Below are 15865 nucleotides of genomic sequence, written 5' to 3' on the forward strand. Positions count from 1 at the left end.
TTTCGCCATGAACTACCTGCCACTTGCCTTGCTGATCGTGCTGGCCCCTGCCATGGCCGAGAATGCCGACGACGCTGGCAACGATACCCCCCTGACCATCAACGGCTGCGTGATTGCCGAAGCCAGCCAGTGCCCGGGGGCCGACCTGCGGGGCGCCAACCTGGCCAACCAGGACCTGCGCAAGATGAACCTGGCCGGCGCCGACCTGCGCGATGCCGACCTGCGCCATGCCCGGCTGGACCTGGCCAACCTGGAAAAGGCCAACCTGCAAGGCGCCAACCTGACCCGCGCCAGCCTGCAGCAGAGCAACCTGCGCCTGGCCGACCTGAGCCATGGCCGGCTCGTGGCCATTCAGGGCTGGGGCCTGTTTGCCCAAAGTGCGCAATTTGCCAAGGCTGACCTCAGCGCGGCCTACCTGCAGTTCGCAAGGTTGTCAGGGGCGAAGATGCAGCAGGCCAACCTGAGCGCGGCGGACCTGGAAATGGCCTGGCTGAGCAAGGCTGACCTGCAAGGGGCCGACCTTGGCGATGCCAACCTGCAGGAGGCCAAGTTTGGCCAGAGCAACCTGGCCCGCGCCGACTTGCGCGGGGCGCGCCAGCATTACGGGAATTTTCAGGAGGCCAACATGGAGGGGTGCAAGGGGTGCCCCGAGACCTGGGACAATTGAGCCCGATATTCCCGCCTTGCGCAGCCCCCCTGTAGGAGCGGCCTTGTGTCGCGATGGGCTGCAAAGCAGCCCCGACGATTGCTGCGTTGACGCTGAAGCCCCTGGGGGCCGCTTTGCGGCCCATCGCGACACAAGGCCGCTCCTACAGGGCTCTGCGCAGAGTCCAGATAGCAGAACACCTCACCCCGCCACCCGCACCACCCCCAGGTCAATCCCCAGATGCACCAGCTCGGCATGGGAGCTGACCTGCAACTTGCTCTTGAGCAAGGTCAGGTGGTTGGACACGGTCTTGGCACTGATGCACAACTGCTCGGCAATCCCTCGCACCGGGGTGCCCTTGGCCAGCATCACGAAAATTTCCAGCTCACGCTGGGTCATGCGCTGCAGGCGCGGGTCACTGGCATTCTGCAGTGACGTGCAGGCCAGCTGGGTGGCCAAGGGCTGTTCGATATAGGCATGCCCGGCCAACACCCGCTGCACCGCCTCGATCAGCACTTCGGGCGCCGAGTTCTTGGTCAGGTATCCCGAGGCACCTGCATCCAGCGCCTGGCGCACCAGCGGCAGTTCGTCATGCATGCTGAAGAACAGCACCCGCAACTGTGGCAGGCGCTGACGCAGGCGCCGGGTGGTTTCCAGGCCGCTGATGCCTGGCAGGCCAAAGTCCATGATCACCAGGTTGGGCATCTGTTCCTGAACCCGCGCCAGCGCCTCTTCGCCACTGGCAGCCTCACGCACCTGTACTTTCGGCAGCACCGCTCGCAGCAGGCTGGCATAGCCCTGGCGGACCACGGCGTGGTCATCGACCAACACGATATTCATCACACCTCCATGGGAATGTTCAGGGCCAGCGCCCAGCCGGCACCCGGTCGGCTGAGGATGCGCAGTTCACCGCCCAGGCTGCGGGCGCGCTCGGCCATCGAGTGCAGGCCTACCCCGGGGCGCTGGGGCTGGCTGGCACCGCAACCGTTGTCGCGAACCAGCAGGCGCAAGCCCTTGGCGCTGCGTTGCAGGCGAACCCGCACCTGGCTTGCGCCGGCGTGACGGGCGACGTTGGTCAACGCCTCCTGCAGCAGCCGATACAAATGCGTGCGACTCGGCCCGGGTAGTGCCGGCAAATGCTCGCTTACCCGCAGGCGGCAATCGATACCCTGGCTGGCCTGCCATTGGCTCACCAGCAGGCCGAAGGCTTCGGCCAGCGGCATGTGCTGCAACGCCAGCGGGTACAGGTCATGTACCAGGGCGCGGAAACCTTGCTGCAGGCGTTCACAATCGAGCTCCAGGGTGCGTGTCGTCTGTGCCACCGCGGTTGGCTGGTCGGCGACCATGCGCAGCAGGCAGAGCTGGGCCCGAATACCCGCCAGGTATTGCCCGAGGTCGTCGTGCAGCGTCTGCGCCAGCTGGGTGCGTTCCTGCTCCTGCACCGCCAGCAGGGCCTGGGTAAGTTGGGTATTGTCGCAGCGGGCCTGCTCCAGAGACGCGGTCATGCGGTTGAAGTGCTCCGCCAATTGGCGCGCCTCCGGCAGGCCGGCCTCGCGCAGGCGTGCGGTCAATTGCCCACCCGAGACCTGGCGCAAGGCCTGCAGCAGATCGTCCAGCAAGCCCATGCCCCGCCGCACCGCCCAACGGATGGTCAACAAGCTCAGCAGCAACGCCAGGCCGCACAGGACCAACAACTGCTGCAGGGAGTCACGCACCTCGTCGATTTCATCCCGTGCATCCACGGCGATCATTACCCGGCGACCATCCCCCAGCTCCAGCAGCCGGCTGCTGTCGTGGCGCTGCCCAAGCAGTTGGCGGCCCAACCAGGCATCCAGGCCGGTTGCTTGCGGCAGCCGCGCAGGTTCATCCGCCGCCAGCCAGTGCACCCGCACATGGCGCAGGCTTTGCGTCAGCCGTGGTTGCAGGCTCTGCGGGTCGCGCTCGGCAGTGTCGCCGAGGTATGCCACCACGGCTTGCGCCGACTGCAACTCCCGCTCCACGTCAGCCACCGCCTGGCGCAACAGCACCACGGCACAGGCCAGCGTCAACATCGCGAAGCAACAAGTGACCCAGAGGTTGATCCGCCACAGGGCCGAAAGGTTGACAAGGCGCATGGGCAGTTCTCCTCGGGGTTGCTGCGGCCATCGTAAAACCCGCGCCCATGTGGTGAATTACTACCTTGGTACCGGGCGAGCGCTACTTTCTGCATATTTCCCCCTCCCGGCGGGCTTCCTATGCTGGCGCCATCTGCCGTGGAGTTGCCTTATGCGCCTGCCTGCCCACCTTGCCATGACCTGCCTGCTGGCCCTGGCCGCGACGCTTTCTGCAAGCCCGGCACCCGCCGCGCAGGCCCCGGGCGGGGAACTGTTGCAGGTGCGCATCGGCTATCTCGGCTATCGCCCCGATCCCGGCCCGCTGCTGTCCAACATCATTCCCGAACCCACCGATGCCGGGCTGCAGGGCGCCGAACTGGCGATTGTCGACAGCAACAGCAGCGGGCGTTTTCTCAAACAGGAATTCCACCTGGCCAATGCCACGGTCGAAAGCCCCGAAGCCCTGCTGCAGGCTGCCAAGGCACAGCATGACCAGGGCCTGCGGCTGTTCGTGGTAAATGCCCCCGCCGCCAGCCTGCGCGCGCTATCTGCCGCCCTGCCCGACAGCCTGCTGTTCAACGCCGGCAGCCCGGACGACAGCCTGCGCAGCAGCCAGTGCCTGGGCAATGTGCTGCACAGCCTGCCCAGCCGCGCCATGCTGGCCGATGCCCTCGCGCAATTCCTGGTAATGCGCAAATGGCAACGGGCGCTGTTGGTCGTCGGCCAGACCGACGATGACCGGGCCTATGCGGCGGCCCTGCGCCGCGCCATGAAGCGCTTCGGCATGCAGCTGGTCGCGGAGAAAGCCTGGACATTCGACAACGACCAGCGCCGCAGCGCCCAGGCCGACATGCCGCTGTTCACCCAAACCGCCGAGTACGACGTGGTGCTGGTGGCCGACGAACGCGGCGACTTCGGCGAGTACCTGCCCTACCAGACCTGGTATCCGCGGCCGGTAGCCGGCACCCAGGGCCTGACCCCCACCGGCTGGCACAAGACCGTTGAAACCTTCGGCGCGGCGCAGTTGCAAAAGCGCTTCGAAGCCCAGGCCGGGCGCTGGATGAACGACCGCGACTTCGCCGCCTGGATGGCCGTGCGCAGCATCGCCAGCGCAGTGAGCAAACTGCGCCAGGCCGAGCCCCGCGCCCTGCAGCAACTGCTGCTCAGCGAGCAGTTGCCGCTGGACGGTTTCAAGGGCCGCAAGCTCAGCTACCGCCCGTGGAACGGCGAGCTGCGCCAGCCGATCCCACTGGTGCAGCCGCGGGCCCTGGTCAGTACCTCGCCGCAGGAGGGCTTCCTGCACCCGTTCAACGAAATGGACAGCCTGGGCTACGACAGGCCCGAAGTGACCTGCGGCTACCCCTGACCCGATAACCACAACAAAAAAGGATTTCGCCATGCGTCGCTCCCCTTTTCACCGGGCACTGCTTTACCCCAGCCTGCTGTCGGGCGCCCTGGCCCTTGCCAGCGGGCACGCCGTGGCCGCCACCGCCTGGGTATCGAACGAGAAGGACAACAGCCTCAGCCTGATCGACATGCAGACCCTGCAAGTCACCGAGACCCTGCCAGTGGGCCAGCGCCCGCGCGGCCTGCTGCTGGCCCACGACAACACGCTGCTGTACATCTGCGCCAGCGATTCGGACCGGGTGCAAGTGATGGATGTGGCCACCCGCAAGATCATCAAGGAACTGCCCTCCGGCAAGGACCCCGAGCAGTTCGCCCTGCACCCCAACGACCGCTGGTTGTACGTGTCCAACGAGGACGACGCGCTGGTGACGGTAATCGATACCCAGACCGACAAGGTGCTCGGGCAGATCGACGTCGGCATCGAGCCCGAAGGCATGGCGGTGAGCCCGGATGGCAAATGGGCGGTCAACACCAGCGAAACCACCAACATGCTGCACTGGATCGACACCAGCACCCAGACACTGGCGGACAGCACCCCGGTGGACCAGCGGCCGCGCTTCGTCGAGTTCAGCCAGGACGGCTCGCGGCTGTGGGCCTCGGCAGAAATCGGCGGCACGGTGACCATCCTCGACGTGGCCAGCCGCCAGGTGCTGAAAACCCTGAACTTCCAGATCAAGGGCGTGCACCCGGACAAGGTCCAGCCGGTAGGCATCAAGCTCAGCGCCGATGGCAAGTACGCGTTCGTCGCCCTGGGCCCGGCCAACCATGTGGCGGTGGTCGATGCCAAGACCTACGAAGTACTCGACTACCTGCTGGTGGGCCGACGGGTCTGGCAATTGGCGTTCACCCCGGACCAGAGCCAGTTGCTGGCCACCAACGGGGTCAGTGGCGACGTTTCGGTGATCGATGCAAAAAACCTCAAGGTGCTCAAGTCGGTGAAGGTCGGCCGCTACCCCTGGGGCGTGGTGGTGACGCCATGAATACCCTCGAAGTCAGTGACGTGAGCTTTGCCTACGGCCAGCGCGAGGCGCTCAGGCAAGTCGGCTTCAGCCTGGCGCCCGGGCGCTTCGCCGCCTTGCTGGGCCCCAATGGCGCCGGCAAGTCGACCTTGATCGCCCTGCTCACCCGCTTGTACGACCTGCAGCATGGCGACATCCGCGTGTGCGGCTGCTCGCTGCGCAACGCCACGCGCCCGGCCTTGCGCCAGCTGGGCGTGGTGTTCCAGCAAAGCACCCTCGACCTTGACCTGAGCGTGGAGCAGAACCTGCGCTACCACGCCTCGCTGCACGGCCTGTCGCGGCGCCAGGGCAATGTTCGGGTCGATGCCGAACTGGCCCGCCAGGGCCTCGATGAGCGGCGGCGTGAGCCGGTCCGGGCACTGAACATCGGCCATCGGCGCCGGGTGGAGATTGCCCGCGCGCTGCTGCATGAACCACGTTTGCTGTTGCTCGACGAAGCCAGCGTCGGCCTCGACCCGGCCAGCCGCCTGGCGCTCAACCAGCACCTGCGGCTGCTGTGCCGCGAGCAGCGCCTCAGTGTGCTGTGGACCACCCATCTACTGGACGAAGTGCAGCCCAGCGATGACCTGCTGATCCTGCATCAAGGGCGCCTGGTGGCCAGCGGCACGGCCGACGCCCTTAGCCTGGAGCACGGCGGTGACCTCGACCATGCCTTTGCCCGCCTGACCAGCGCCCCCACAGGAGCCAATGCCCGATGAACGCTTACTGGCAGTGCTTCAACGGCATTCTCCTGCGCGAATGCCTGCGTTTCGTCCTGCAACGCACCCGTTTTCTCAGCGCGCTGGTGCGCCCGCTGCTGTGGCTGCTGGTGTTCGCCGCCGGCTTTCGCGCGGCCCTGGGCATTGCGATCATCGAGCCCTACGACACCTACATCCCCTACGAGGTGTACATCATTCCGGGCCTCGCCTGCATGATCCTGCTGTTCAACGGCATGCAGGGCTCGCTGTCGATGGTCTATGACCGGGAGATGGGCAGCATGCGCGTGTTGCTGACCAGCCCGTTGCCGCGGCCCTTCCTGCTCGGCAGCAAGCTGCTGGCGACCTCGTTGATCTCCCTGCTGCAGGTGTACGCCTTCCTTGCCATCGCCTGGTTGTATGGCGTGCAGCCACCGGTTGCGGGCCTGTTGCTGGCGCTGCCAGCGTTGTTGCTGGTGGCGCTGATGCTCAGCGCCCTGGGCCTGTTGCTATCGAATGCGATTCGCCAGCTGGAGAACTTTGCCGGGGTGATGAACTTCGTGATATTCCCGCTGTTCTTCCTGTCCTCGGCGCTGTACCCGTTGTGGAAGATGCGCGAGGCTAGCCAGTGGCTGTATTGGCTGTGTGCAGTGAACCCGTTCACCCATGCCGTGGAGCTGGTGCGCTTTGCCTTGTATGAGCGCTTCAACCCGCTGGCGCTGGCGGTATGCCTGGGGCTGACCGTGCTGTTCACCCTGCTGGCGATCCTCACCTTCAACCCCCAGCATGCGGCGCTGCGCAAGCCGCGCTGATTGGCAGCTGTCTCCCTCCGGCCCCTTCGCCGAACCCGTTGAAGGAACACGGTCCGTGTGGGAGCGGGTTCACCCGCGAAGAAGGCGACGCGGTGCATGGCACCGGCTTCGCCGGTGTTCGCGGGTAAACCCGCTCCCACAGGGATCGCGCATGCATTCAGATATTGGGCAGGATCAGGCCAGAGGCGCCCGGCTTTCTACTACTTTGGTACTGCCTTTGCTGTCTGATCGTCGCATTCACAATGCACCGCCACTGGCATGTAATGGGCCTATAACAAAAAGGACAACCCCCATGCCACGTGCCCTGCCCCGGCTGCCACGCCCATTGCTGGCGGCGCTTTCCCTGAGCCTGACGCTAGGCGCTGCCCAGGCCGATACCACGCCGCTATTCTCTGCCGACGGCTACCGCACCACCCTCTACCGCAGCCCGACCCCACAGCAGGTCGAAGGCGGCCAGGTCATCGACACCGCCATGCTGCAAGGCCTGCTGGGGCACACCCCCAAGCCGGTGCTGATCGACGTCTATCGCCGTCAATGGCTGCAAGGCCGCTTCATCGAAGATGAACCCCACGCCAACATCCCCGGCAGCCGCTGGCTGGCCAACACCGGCGACGGTGAGCTGAGCCCGGCGTGGCACGATTACTTCGTGCGCCACCTGCAACTAGCCACCGCCGGGCGCACGGAGCAACCGCTGGTCTTTTACTGCCGCTCCGATTGCTGGTTAAGCTGGAACGCGGTAAAACGCGCGAAAGCCCTGGGCTATAAGAATCTGTATTGGTACCGCGATGGCCTGGACGCCTGGCAACAGGCCAACCTGCCGCTGCAGCCAGCGCAGCCGGAACCCTTCCCCTGAATTCATCGCCTGCAAACGCGTGCCCGCTCCATCCAATAAAAACGAGGTGAAAAGGCCATGTACAAAATTCTGATTGCCGACGATCACCCCCTGTTTCGCGAAGCCATCCACAACGTTATCAGCGATGGCTTCCAGGGCAGCGAAGTCATGGAAACTGCCGACCTGGACAGCGCCCTGGCGCTGACCCACGAACATGACGACCTCGACCTGATCCTGCTCGACCTGAACATGCCCGGCATGCATGGCCTCAATGGCCTGATCACCCTGCGCAACGAGGCACCGACCACGCCGGTGGTGATCGTCTCAGCCGAGCAGGAAAAGCAGATCGTGCTGCAGGCCATCACTTATGGCGCGGTGGGCTTCATCACCAAGTCCTCGCCACGTTCACAAATGATCGAAGCGATCGAGCAGATCCTCAACGGCAATGTCTACCTGCCGCCCGACATCATCCGAGCCCAGAAAAGCAGCACCAGCCGGCGCCTGAACGATGCCCCGAGCTTCCCGCCGGAGATGCTCCAGGCCCTGACCCGCAAGCAGTTGCTGGTGCTCGAGCGCATGACCAAGGGCGAGTCGAACAAACAGATCGCCTACACCCTGGATATCGCCGAGACCACGGTCAAGGCCCACGTTTCGGCGATCCTGCGCAAGCTCAACGTGCACAACCGGGTGCAGGCCATCCTCAGTGCCGGTGATATCGATTTCGGTGATTACCTGCGGCGTTGATCTGTCCCTGCTCATTTTCCAAGGCTACCTCATTGCCCTGTAGGAGCAGCCTTGTGCTGCGAAGAGGCCGGCAAGGCAAAAATCTTCTCTAGCAGTAATGGACTCTTCGCAGCGCAAGGCTGCTCCTACAGGTACTGAGCAGCCTTTGGGTCCGATTGTCTGGCATCACGGCTAGCCCTGGCTGCCCAGCAAATGGCTCATCGCCGCCTTAAGCTTCATCGGCCGCACCGGCTTGTGCATCAGGGTGTGGCCCTGCTCGCGGATCTGTTGCTTGAGCTCGTTGCTGTAGTTGGCGGTGATCATCATCGCCGGCAAGGGCTGGGTACGGCGGGCATTGATCCGCGCCACGGCGTCGACGCCATTGCAGTCGTTGTCCAGGTGGTAGTCGGCGATCAGCAGGTCGGCCTCGGCATGGTAGTTGTCCACCTGGCGCGCAAGGTCTTCCTCCGACAGCGCGGTGACCACCCGGCAGCCCCACCCCTCCAGCAGGGTACGCATGCCGGCGCAAATCGCCGCATCGTTATCCAGTACCCACACCCGCGCCCCGCGCAGGCGTTCGAGCATCGGCTCGCTGATTGCCTGGCTCGGCTGGGCCTTGGGCGCGGTGGTGCTCAGCGGCACTTCGACCGCGAATACCGAGCCTTTGCCAAGCCATGACCGCACCCGAATCCGGTGGCCAAGAATGCCGGCGATCTTTTCCACGATCGCCAGGCCCAGGCCCAAGCCACGGTCCTGGTCCGGACGCTGCACATCACCGCGCCTGAACTCCTGGAACATTTCTTCCAGGTGCTCTTCGGCGATACCGATCCCGCTGTCCCATACTTCGATCCGCAAGCCGCCACGCTGGCGCCGGCAGCCCAGCACCACGCGCCCACTGCGGGTATAGCGAATGGCATTGCTGAGCAGGTTGCGCAGGATCCGCGCCAGCAGCTGGATGTCACTGCGCACCACGGCGGAACAGCCCACGAAATGCAGTTCAAGCCCTTCGCTGCGCGCCACCTGGGCGTATTCGGCAGCGAGGTTGTCCATCAGTTCGCGCAGAGCGAACGGGGCGACATCGGCCTTGATCACGCCAGCATCGAGCTTGGAAATATCCACCAGGGTACCTAGCAGGTTCTCCACATCCTCCAGCGAGTTGCTGACATTACGCACCAAATGGGCACTGTTGTGCGGCTCGCGGTGTTCGAGCAAGGCGCTGGTGAACAGCCGCGCCGCGTTCAGTGGCTGCAGCAAGTCATGGCTGACGGCGGCAAGGAACTTGGTTTTCGACAGGTTGGCCTGCTCGGCCTCGCGCTTGGCCTCGCGCAGGCGCGATTCCACCCGGCTGCGCTCCTCGATTTCGCGCAGCAGCTGCTCGTTGAGGCTGGTCAGCTCGGCCGTGCGCTCGCGTACCCGTTGCTCCAGGTGCTGATACGCCTGGTGCAGCGCCTGTGCGGTATTGCGTCGCTCGGTGATGTCGCGGATCAACACGAAGATGCCCACCACTTCGCCATTGGCCAGGCGGTTCGGCACGTAGGAGCGCAGCATGTAGCGTTCCTGGCCGTTGATGTTGGTTTCGGCAAACTCGAAGGTTACGCTCTCCCCCGCCAGCGCCCGCGCCACGTAGGCCTCCAGGCGCTGGTAATGCTGCTCGCTGTGGGCTTCGCGCAGGCTCTGGCCCAGCATCACGCCGCGAGGCCAGCAATACCATTCTTCATAGACCTTGTTGGTGAATTCGTAGACCAGGTCGGCATTCAGGTAAGCGATCAACGCCGGTACATGGTCGGTGATCAGGCGAATCTGGTGCTGGTGTGCCGTCTCGGCGCGCTGCCGGGCCTCGCTGAGCAGGTGGTTGACGGCCTTGAGCTCGGCCATGGCCTGGTTCAGCGCTTCGGTGCGTTCGCGCACCTGCTCGGCCAGCACCACCGAATGCTGGAACGCGGCATAAGGGTCGTTGCCACGCGTGACGCCGGACTCGATACGCTCGATCAGTGCGCCGTTGATACGCTGCAGCTTGTGGTTCTGGTGCTGCAGCCGGGCGACCTCGGCCTGCAGTTCAGCGACCGACAGGAGGCCGGTTGCGGGCAATGGCGACTCCGGTGAAGGTCTGGTTGATGTGCATGCCATCGAACTGTTCTCCGTAGGTGTTGAAGCCGATCACCCGCTGCTCGCGCAGGAACGCGCCGATCGGCTCCAGGCCGTGCCGGGCTTCGAGCTCCAGCCGCCGCAGGAAGCAATCGCAACCGATGGTCAGCAGCAGCGGGCCGAGGCGCTGCTGCAAGCCGTCGAACAACTGGTGCAGGTTCGGCAACAGCGGGCCCGGGGTCATGGCGGTAAGCACGATGCCGTTTTCAACAGCGCAGTAGAAACTCAGGCTCAGGTCCGGGTGCACCTGCTGTATCGCCCGCACGTAATACTGGTCGTGGATGCGCACGGCCAGCGGATGGGCAGCGAACACACGATGATCGAGCTCGGCCACCGGCACGCCGATGTGCCGGGCGTATTCCTCGGCAGCTGGCTCGGCATTCAGTTCGAAGACCCGGCGCTGGGCACTGTCGGCGCCGGTGACCACCAGCTTTTCCTGGCGCGGCAGGATGTGGTGGGTGGTGAACACTTCGAAGTCGAGCCAGGTATTGACCAGCACCACCACCGCCGCGCCGTGGTGGAACGCGCCGCCGAAATACACATGGGTGCGGGTCAGGTAGTTGTCGTCGCCGGCCGAGCCGCCGAAATGCGGGATGTCGCCCAGGGCCGCACTGAGGGCGGCAAGCACCATTTCCTCACGGCTGGACAAGCCGTCGAGCAGGGTCAGGGCAAAGCTGTGGCCCTTGATCGGCGCCAGGTTATTGCTGCGGCAGGTGCCGACCAGGCGCTCGACCATCTGCTGGGCGTCGATCAGGCTGAAGCGCTCCATTTCGTCGATCAGCTCGGTGGCGATGGAAAAGTGCCGATGATCGAACCCCACTGCCGTTATGCAGTTGCGGCCATAGCCCTGCGGGGTGATTTCCCCGGCGCTGGTGCAACCGACCAGGCGGATGCCGCCAAAGCCCTGCTCCAGGGCTTCGCCCAGGGCCTGCAGGTCGTATTCGGCGGAGCAGAAGAACAGCACGAAGCCCAGGTGCGGATGCAGCAACTGCGCCGCCAGCTCCTGGGCTGCCTGCCGGGCGTCGGTTGCCTGGGACATGGCGCTGACCACACCGTCGTTGTGAGCCTGCTGCATCGTGGTCTCCGGCGCGGGGTGGCTGAGTGATGAGTGTACGAAGGCGATCATCGACGACGAATGCTACTTGGGTAGCGGGTGGGCGGTTCCATGGACGTAATTTCACCGGCATGCGCGGGACCATGTAGGAGCGGCCTTGTGTCGCGAAAGGGCTGCAAAGCAGCCCCAGCAATTTGTGCATCGCTGCTGAAATCCTGGGGCCGCTTTGCGGCCCTTTCGCGACACAAGGCCGCTCCTACAATTGACCGTGTTGCCCGGCCTGGCAAGGCTTACCAGGTCAACACCGCCCCCACCGCAAAGGTATCGGTGTCTTCGTTCTGGTCACTGGTTTCATGGCCGTCGATGGAGAACTGGTTGTACTCGGCAACCAGCTTGAGGTTGTCGTTGACGTCATGGAACAGCGCCACGCCACGGGTTTCATAGTCCGCACCGCTGCCCACCGCGCCGTTGCCATCGTCCTTGGTCTTGCCATACGACAGCGCCACCCGGTTCTTGCCGACCTTGTAGGAGCCCTGCAGCAGGTAGCCGTCGCTGTCGACATTGCGCAAGGTCGGTTCGCCGGCGTTGTTGGTGAAGAACGGGTTGATGCCCTTGGCCTGGAACCCCGAGCCGGTCAGCGACAGCCCTCCCATCTTCGCCTGCACACCGTAGCCGACACCTTTGGAGGTGACCGACTGCACCGCCGGGTCGGTGTTGTCGGAGGTCTGGTAGCTGCCGTTGAGCCAGCTGTAGATCTGCGCCCCACCCAGGTCGAACTGGTAGGTGATCTCGCTTTCGGTACGCGGGTTTTCCTGGTAGGCCTTGCCGGTCGGGCTGCTGTCGTTGGTGTCCACCGGGTCCATGATGCCCACCGCCACCCGCAGGCCGTCCATCACTGGGGTGCGATAGGTGATCTGCGAGGTGGGGAACGGGTACGGGTAGCCGCTACCGATGTTGCCGAACGAGACCCCGCCGCCGTCAACCAGCCCCAGGGTGTCACTGACCTGGCCATAACCGGCCAGCAGTTCGTCGAGCAGGATATTGGAACGGGCGAACAGCCCGAAATCCTTGCCGATCAGCACCTCACCCCACTCGGGGTTGGCCACGGTGCCGTAGAACTGGCGCACGTCGATGGCGGTGTCGGTACCGTTGGTTTCGCTGTCGTTGATGGTCACCCAGAACGAGGCTCGCGCGCCGAGCTTCAGGTCATCCACCTGCTTGCCCATGTTGAAGCCCAGGTAGTTGGGCAGAAAGCCCATCTTCACCCGTGACTGGCGGCGATCGAACTGCTCACCCTGCCGATCGACATCGCTGTTGACGTAGAAGGCGTTGATATAGCCGTCGGTGGAAAACGTCGTCTGGTCCTTGTCGTACAGCATGATCTCGGCCTGGGCCAGGCTGCTCAGGCAAAGGCTCGACAGGCTGACGGTAACAGCCGCCAGCAAACGTGGGGACAGATTCTTATTGTTGTACATGGCGCGCTCCGAAACGGGGACGGGATGTCGGAGGCGATTATCAGAAGCTGGCAAACAGCCAGAAACGCTGCCTTGGAGGGGGCTGCCAGGTGCTTTGGGCCTGCGCGCGCGGCGTGATGATTCCGGCCCAGGACCGGGTTACGCCCAGAGGCAAGACTTCTGGCGTAACCCACAGGAGCAGGCGAGGATCAGTACGGCAGACTACGGCGGGCCCCTGTCAAAGGTCCAGGGCACCACTGAGCAAGGCGTTCAGCATGGGTGCGACGTCAGCGCGCTGCTCGTCCAGCAGACACAGCGGGAGGCCTTGCCAGGCTGGTTGTAAATCAGCCAATCCCTCGCCAATCACGGCCAGCGGACAAACGATTGCCATTTGCAGCGAACGCAGGCGCCTGGCCAAGGCAGGGTCCACCGGCACCTGGACCTTGATCACCACTGCTGCGGGCTGCATTGCTGCACACAGCATGGGTATTTCTTCCAGCGGCTGCCCGCAACCGAGCACTTCGATGCGTTGCTGCTCGCTGCTCAACAGCAGCCCGGTGCACAACACCTGCAGTTCAGCTTGCCCCTCGGTGCCTGCCAGCAGCACGCGCGGTGCATCGGCCTGGTTCATCTGCAGGCGCATCAGCAGGCGGGCGCGCAGGAACATGTCCAGAAACAGCCATTGGCTACGCTGGCCCGGCGCAATGCCTGAGGCCAGGCCATGCCAGACTGGCATCAGCACCTCACGCAGCACGGTGGCCTTGGGCAGGACGGTGAACAACTGCCCATGGATGCTTTCCAGCGCTTGTGTATCGAATGCCTTGGTTGCACGCTCCACGGCAGCGCGCCAGTCGTCGAACGCCGAGTGCTGCTGCACCGGCGCATCCGGCTGGCCTGCGAGCATGCCGCCTACCTTGCTGATGGGCACCCCATTGCCGGTCCAGCGCAAGATGTCGCGTATGCGCTGGACATCGCGGGCGGTATAAAGGCGATGGCCACCCTCGGTGCGCTGCGGGCTTATCAACCCATGGCGCCGCTCCCATGCCCGCAAGGTCACCGGATTGATGCCGGTCAGGCTGACCACATCGCGCATGGGTAGCAAATCGGCTGGGGTGGCGTCAGTCATGATGAGGGTTTATCTGGGGGGTGGCACATTCTAAACCCATATGCACCTTCTGCGGCGAGCCTCCTTGGGTCATCATGCAACAAACGGCGCCGAGGCCTTCTGCACGCAGGCCAGGCTGCGCACTTAGCATCCTAAATGCCTGTAGGTGGGCCCCATGATCAACGCGAAACTCATGCAACTGATGGTCGAGCATTCCAACGATGGCATCGTCGTCGCAGAGCAGGAGGGCGACGACAGCATCCTTATATACGTCAACCCCGCCTTCGAGCGCCTGACCGGCTATCGCGCCGAGGACATCCTGTATCAGGACTGCCGTTTTCTGCAGGGCGACGATCATGACCAGGCCGGCCTTGCCAACATCCGCGAGGCGATCCGTGGAGGCCTGCCGTGCTGCCAGGTGCTGCGCAATTACCGCAAGGACGGGAGCTTGTTCTGGAACGAGTTGTCCGTCACGCCGGTGTACAACGAGGCAGACCAGTTGACGTACTACATCGGCATCCAGCGCGATGTCACAGCGCAGATTTTCGCTGAGGAGAAGCTACGCGAGCTGGAGGCCGAGGTGGCTGAATTGCGCCGACAACTGGGCCAGGCTGAGCGCTGAACAAAACCTATACAAGATCGTTGACTTGTATAGATTTACGCTTAGACTTCAGATATACCTGTACAACAAGCCATTTCTGTACAGGATTTCCTGGAGTCAAGCATGTCAGCGTATCTGCAGCAATTCGCCGAGCACTTCAGCAGACTCGACGGGGGTAACCTCGGCACCCTTGAAAAGCTGTACAGCGACGATGTCACTTTTCGCGATCCGTTGCATCAGATCCAGGGGCTGCGGGCTCTGCGAACCTATTTCGCGCAGTTGTACGCCAACGCTCACGACATTCGCTATGCCTTTTCCAGCATCGACGAAGTGATGCCCGGGCAAGGTTACCTGCGCTGGACCCTGCAGTTTCGCCACCCACGCCTGGCCCGCGGCCAGCAGATCAGCTTGCAGGGATGCAGTTACCTGCAATGGCATGACCGGGTCCATTTTCACCAGGACTATTTCGACGCAGCAGCCCTGCTCTACGAACATGTTCCGGTCATGGGCGGTGCGATTCGATGGCTCAAAGGCCGGATGGCATGAGCCGCTGCTGGCTGACAGGCGCAAGCAGCGGTATCGGTGCCGCACTTGCACAATGCCTGCTGGAGCAAGGCCACCAGGTTGCCTTGGGCGCACGGCATGCAGATCGTCTCGCCCCGTTGGCTGAACGTTTTCCCGGGCAGGTGCTGCTGGCCATTGGCGACCTGGACGACCCCGTACAGGTCGCCGGGATCGCAACCCGTATCGAGCAGGCCTGGGGAGCGCTGGACAGGGTGATCCTCAATGCAGGCACCTGCGAGTACCTGGAGCCGGACCATTTCGACCCTGCCTTGGTCGAGCGTGTGGTCCGTACCAATTTCCTTGCTGTCAGCTACTGCCTGGCAGCGGCCCTGCCCTTGCTTCGCGCCGGTCAACGCCCTCATCTGGTGGTCATGGGCAGTTCGGTGACCTGGCTGGCCTTGCCCCGTGCCGGCGCCTATGGCGCGTCCAAGGCAGCCGTGCGTTATCTGGTGGAATCGCAGCGCATCGACCTGGCCCGCGAAGGCATCGCCGTCACCCTCGTCAACCCGGGCTTTGTCGACACGCCATTGACCCGTCGCAACGATTTCCCCATGCCGCAGCTGTGGTCGGCGCAGCGCGCAGCCAGCCATATTGCCAAACGCCTTCCCGAGCGCCCGCTGGAAATCAACTTCCCCCGGCTTTTCATCCTGGTATTGCGCCTGCTTGGCGCACTGCCCGCGCGCCTGCGCCTGGGGCTTGGGCAACGCCTTGCCCGTCATGAACAGGAATGATGATC

General features: G+C 64.0%; 16 protein-coding genes. 10 read left to right on the forward strand and 6 right to left on the reverse strand.

Translation table 11 applies throughout. The features are described from left to right. Positions 1-7: 7 nt before the first annotated feature. Entirely contained in the window at positions 8-667 is a 660-nt protein-coding gene (locus RR51_RS09165; protein WP_039613275.1) for a pentapeptide repeat-containing protein, read from the forward strand. A 180-nt stretch (positions 668-847) separates the two neighbouring features. Here RR51_RS09165 and RR51_RS09170 read toward each other — a convergent pair whose 3' ends face one another. After that, positions 848-1486, reverse strand: a complete 639-nt coding sequence (locus RR51_RS09170; RefSeq protein ID WP_039613276.1) for a response regulator — start codon at positions 1484-1486, stop codon at positions 848-850. Beyond that, entirely contained in the window at positions 1486-2760 is a 1275-nt protein-coding gene (locus RR51_RS09175; RefSeq protein WP_039613277.1) for a HAMP domain-containing sensor histidine kinase, read from the reverse strand. Before RR51_RS09175 ends, RR51_RS09170 begins: the two co-directional genes overlap by 1 nt. A gap of 151 nt (positions 2761-2911) precedes the next feature. Between RR51_RS09175 and RR51_RS09180 the strand changes: the two genes are divergently transcribed. From RR51_RS09180 to RR51_RS09205, 6 genes are all read left to right on the forward strand, one after another. Next, positions 2912-4105, forward strand: coding sequence for an ABC transporter substrate-binding protein (locus RR51_RS09180; protein ID WP_039613278.1), 1194 nt, complete (start codon positions 2912-2914; stop codon positions 4103-4105). Positions 4106-4136: 31 nt separating this feature from the next. Continuing rightward, entirely contained in the window at positions 4137-5126 is a 990-nt protein-coding gene (locus RR51_RS09185; protein ID WP_039613279.1) for a YVTN family beta-propeller repeat protein, read from the forward strand. After that, the gene (locus RR51_RS09190) at positions 5123-5863 is read left to right on the forward strand and encodes an ABC transporter ATP-binding protein (protein WP_013972168.1); all 741 of its coding nucleotides are present in this window, start codon (positions 5123-5125) and stop codon (positions 5861-5863) included. Before RR51_RS09185 ends, RR51_RS09190 begins: the two co-directional genes overlap by 4 nt. Next, positions 5860-6651 (forward strand): ABC transporter permease, encoded by a 792-nt coding sequence (locus RR51_RS09195; RefSeq protein ID WP_039613280.1) that lies wholly within the window; start codon positions 5860-5862, stop codon positions 6649-6651. The genes RR51_RS09190 and RR51_RS09195 overlap by 4 nt, the downstream gene beginning before the upstream one ends. A 292-nt stretch (positions 6652-6943) precedes the next feature. Beyond that, positions 6944-7504 (forward strand): PQQ-dependent catabolism-associated CXXCW motif protein, encoded by a 561-nt coding sequence (locus RR51_RS09200; protein WP_039613281.1) that lies wholly within the window; start codon positions 6944-6946, stop codon positions 7502-7504. Between the two features lie 57 nt (positions 7505-7561). Further along, positions 7562-8227, forward strand: coding sequence for a response regulator transcription factor (locus tag RR51_RS09205; RefSeq protein WP_013972165.1), 666 nt, complete (start codon positions 7562-7564; stop codon positions 8225-8227). A gap of 171 nt (positions 8228-8398) precedes the next feature. Here RR51_RS09205 and RR51_RS09210 read toward each other — a convergent pair whose 3' ends face one another. The 4 genes from RR51_RS09210 to RR51_RS09225 all read right to left on the reverse strand — a co-directional run bounded on the left by RR51_RS09210 (position 8399) and on the right by RR51_RS09225 (position 13985). Continuing rightward, on the reverse strand, positions 8399-10294 hold the full coding sequence (locus RR51_RS09210; RefSeq protein WP_039613282.1) for a PAS domain-containing hybrid sensor histidine kinase/response regulator: 1896 nt from the start codon (positions 10292-10294) through the stop codon (positions 8399-8401). Continuing rightward, positions 10263-11426: a nitric oxide-sensing protein NosP gene (nosP, locus tag RR51_RS09215; RefSeq protein WP_039613283.1), complete on the reverse strand. Its 1164-nt coding sequence runs from the start codon at positions 11424-11426 to the stop codon at positions 10263-10265. Before nosP ends, RR51_RS09210 begins: the two co-directional genes overlap by 32 nt. Before the next feature lie 269 nt (positions 11427-11695). Next, on the reverse strand, positions 11696-12880 hold the full coding sequence (locus RR51_RS09220; RefSeq protein ID WP_039613284.1) for a porin: 1185 nt from the start codon (positions 12878-12880) through the stop codon (positions 11696-11698). Between the two features lie 217 nt (positions 12881-13097). Then, complete coding sequence (locus tag RR51_RS09225; RefSeq protein ID WP_039613285.1) at positions 13098-13985, reverse strand: MerR family transcriptional regulator; 888 nt, start codon at positions 13983-13985, stop codon at positions 13098-13100. A 154-nt stretch (positions 13986-14139) separates the two neighbouring features. On the opposite strand from RR51_RS09225, the gene RR51_RS09230 reads away from it, so the two are divergent. The 3 genes from RR51_RS09230 (at position 14140) to RR51_RS09240 (ending at position 15860) form a co-directional block, all read left to right on the forward strand. Beyond that, a complete protein-coding gene (locus tag RR51_RS09230; RefSeq protein ID WP_003257626.1) occupies positions 14140-14586 on the forward strand; it encodes a PAS domain S-box protein in 447 nt (148 codons plus the stop codon). Positions 14587-14688: 102 nt separating this feature from the next. After that, positions 14689-15111: a nuclear transport factor 2 family protein gene (locus RR51_RS09235; RefSeq protein ID WP_015270038.1), complete on the forward strand. Its 423-nt coding sequence runs from the start codon at positions 14689-14691 to the stop codon at positions 15109-15111. Next, positions 15108-15860 carry an SDR family NAD(P)-dependent oxidoreductase gene (locus RR51_RS09240; RefSeq protein ID WP_013972160.1) on the forward strand — a complete coding sequence of 251 codons (753 nt, stop codon included), beginning with the start codon at positions 15108-15110 and terminating at the stop codon, positions 15858-15860. The genes RR51_RS09235 and RR51_RS09240 overlap by 4 nt, the downstream gene beginning before the upstream one ends. Positions 15861-15865: the final 5 nt, after the last annotated feature.

This window comes from Pseudomonas sp. C5pp (assembly GCF_000814065.1).
GTDB lineage: Bacteria > Pseudomonadota > Gammaproteobacteria > Pseudomonadales > Pseudomonadaceae > Aquipseudomonas > Aquipseudomonas asiatica.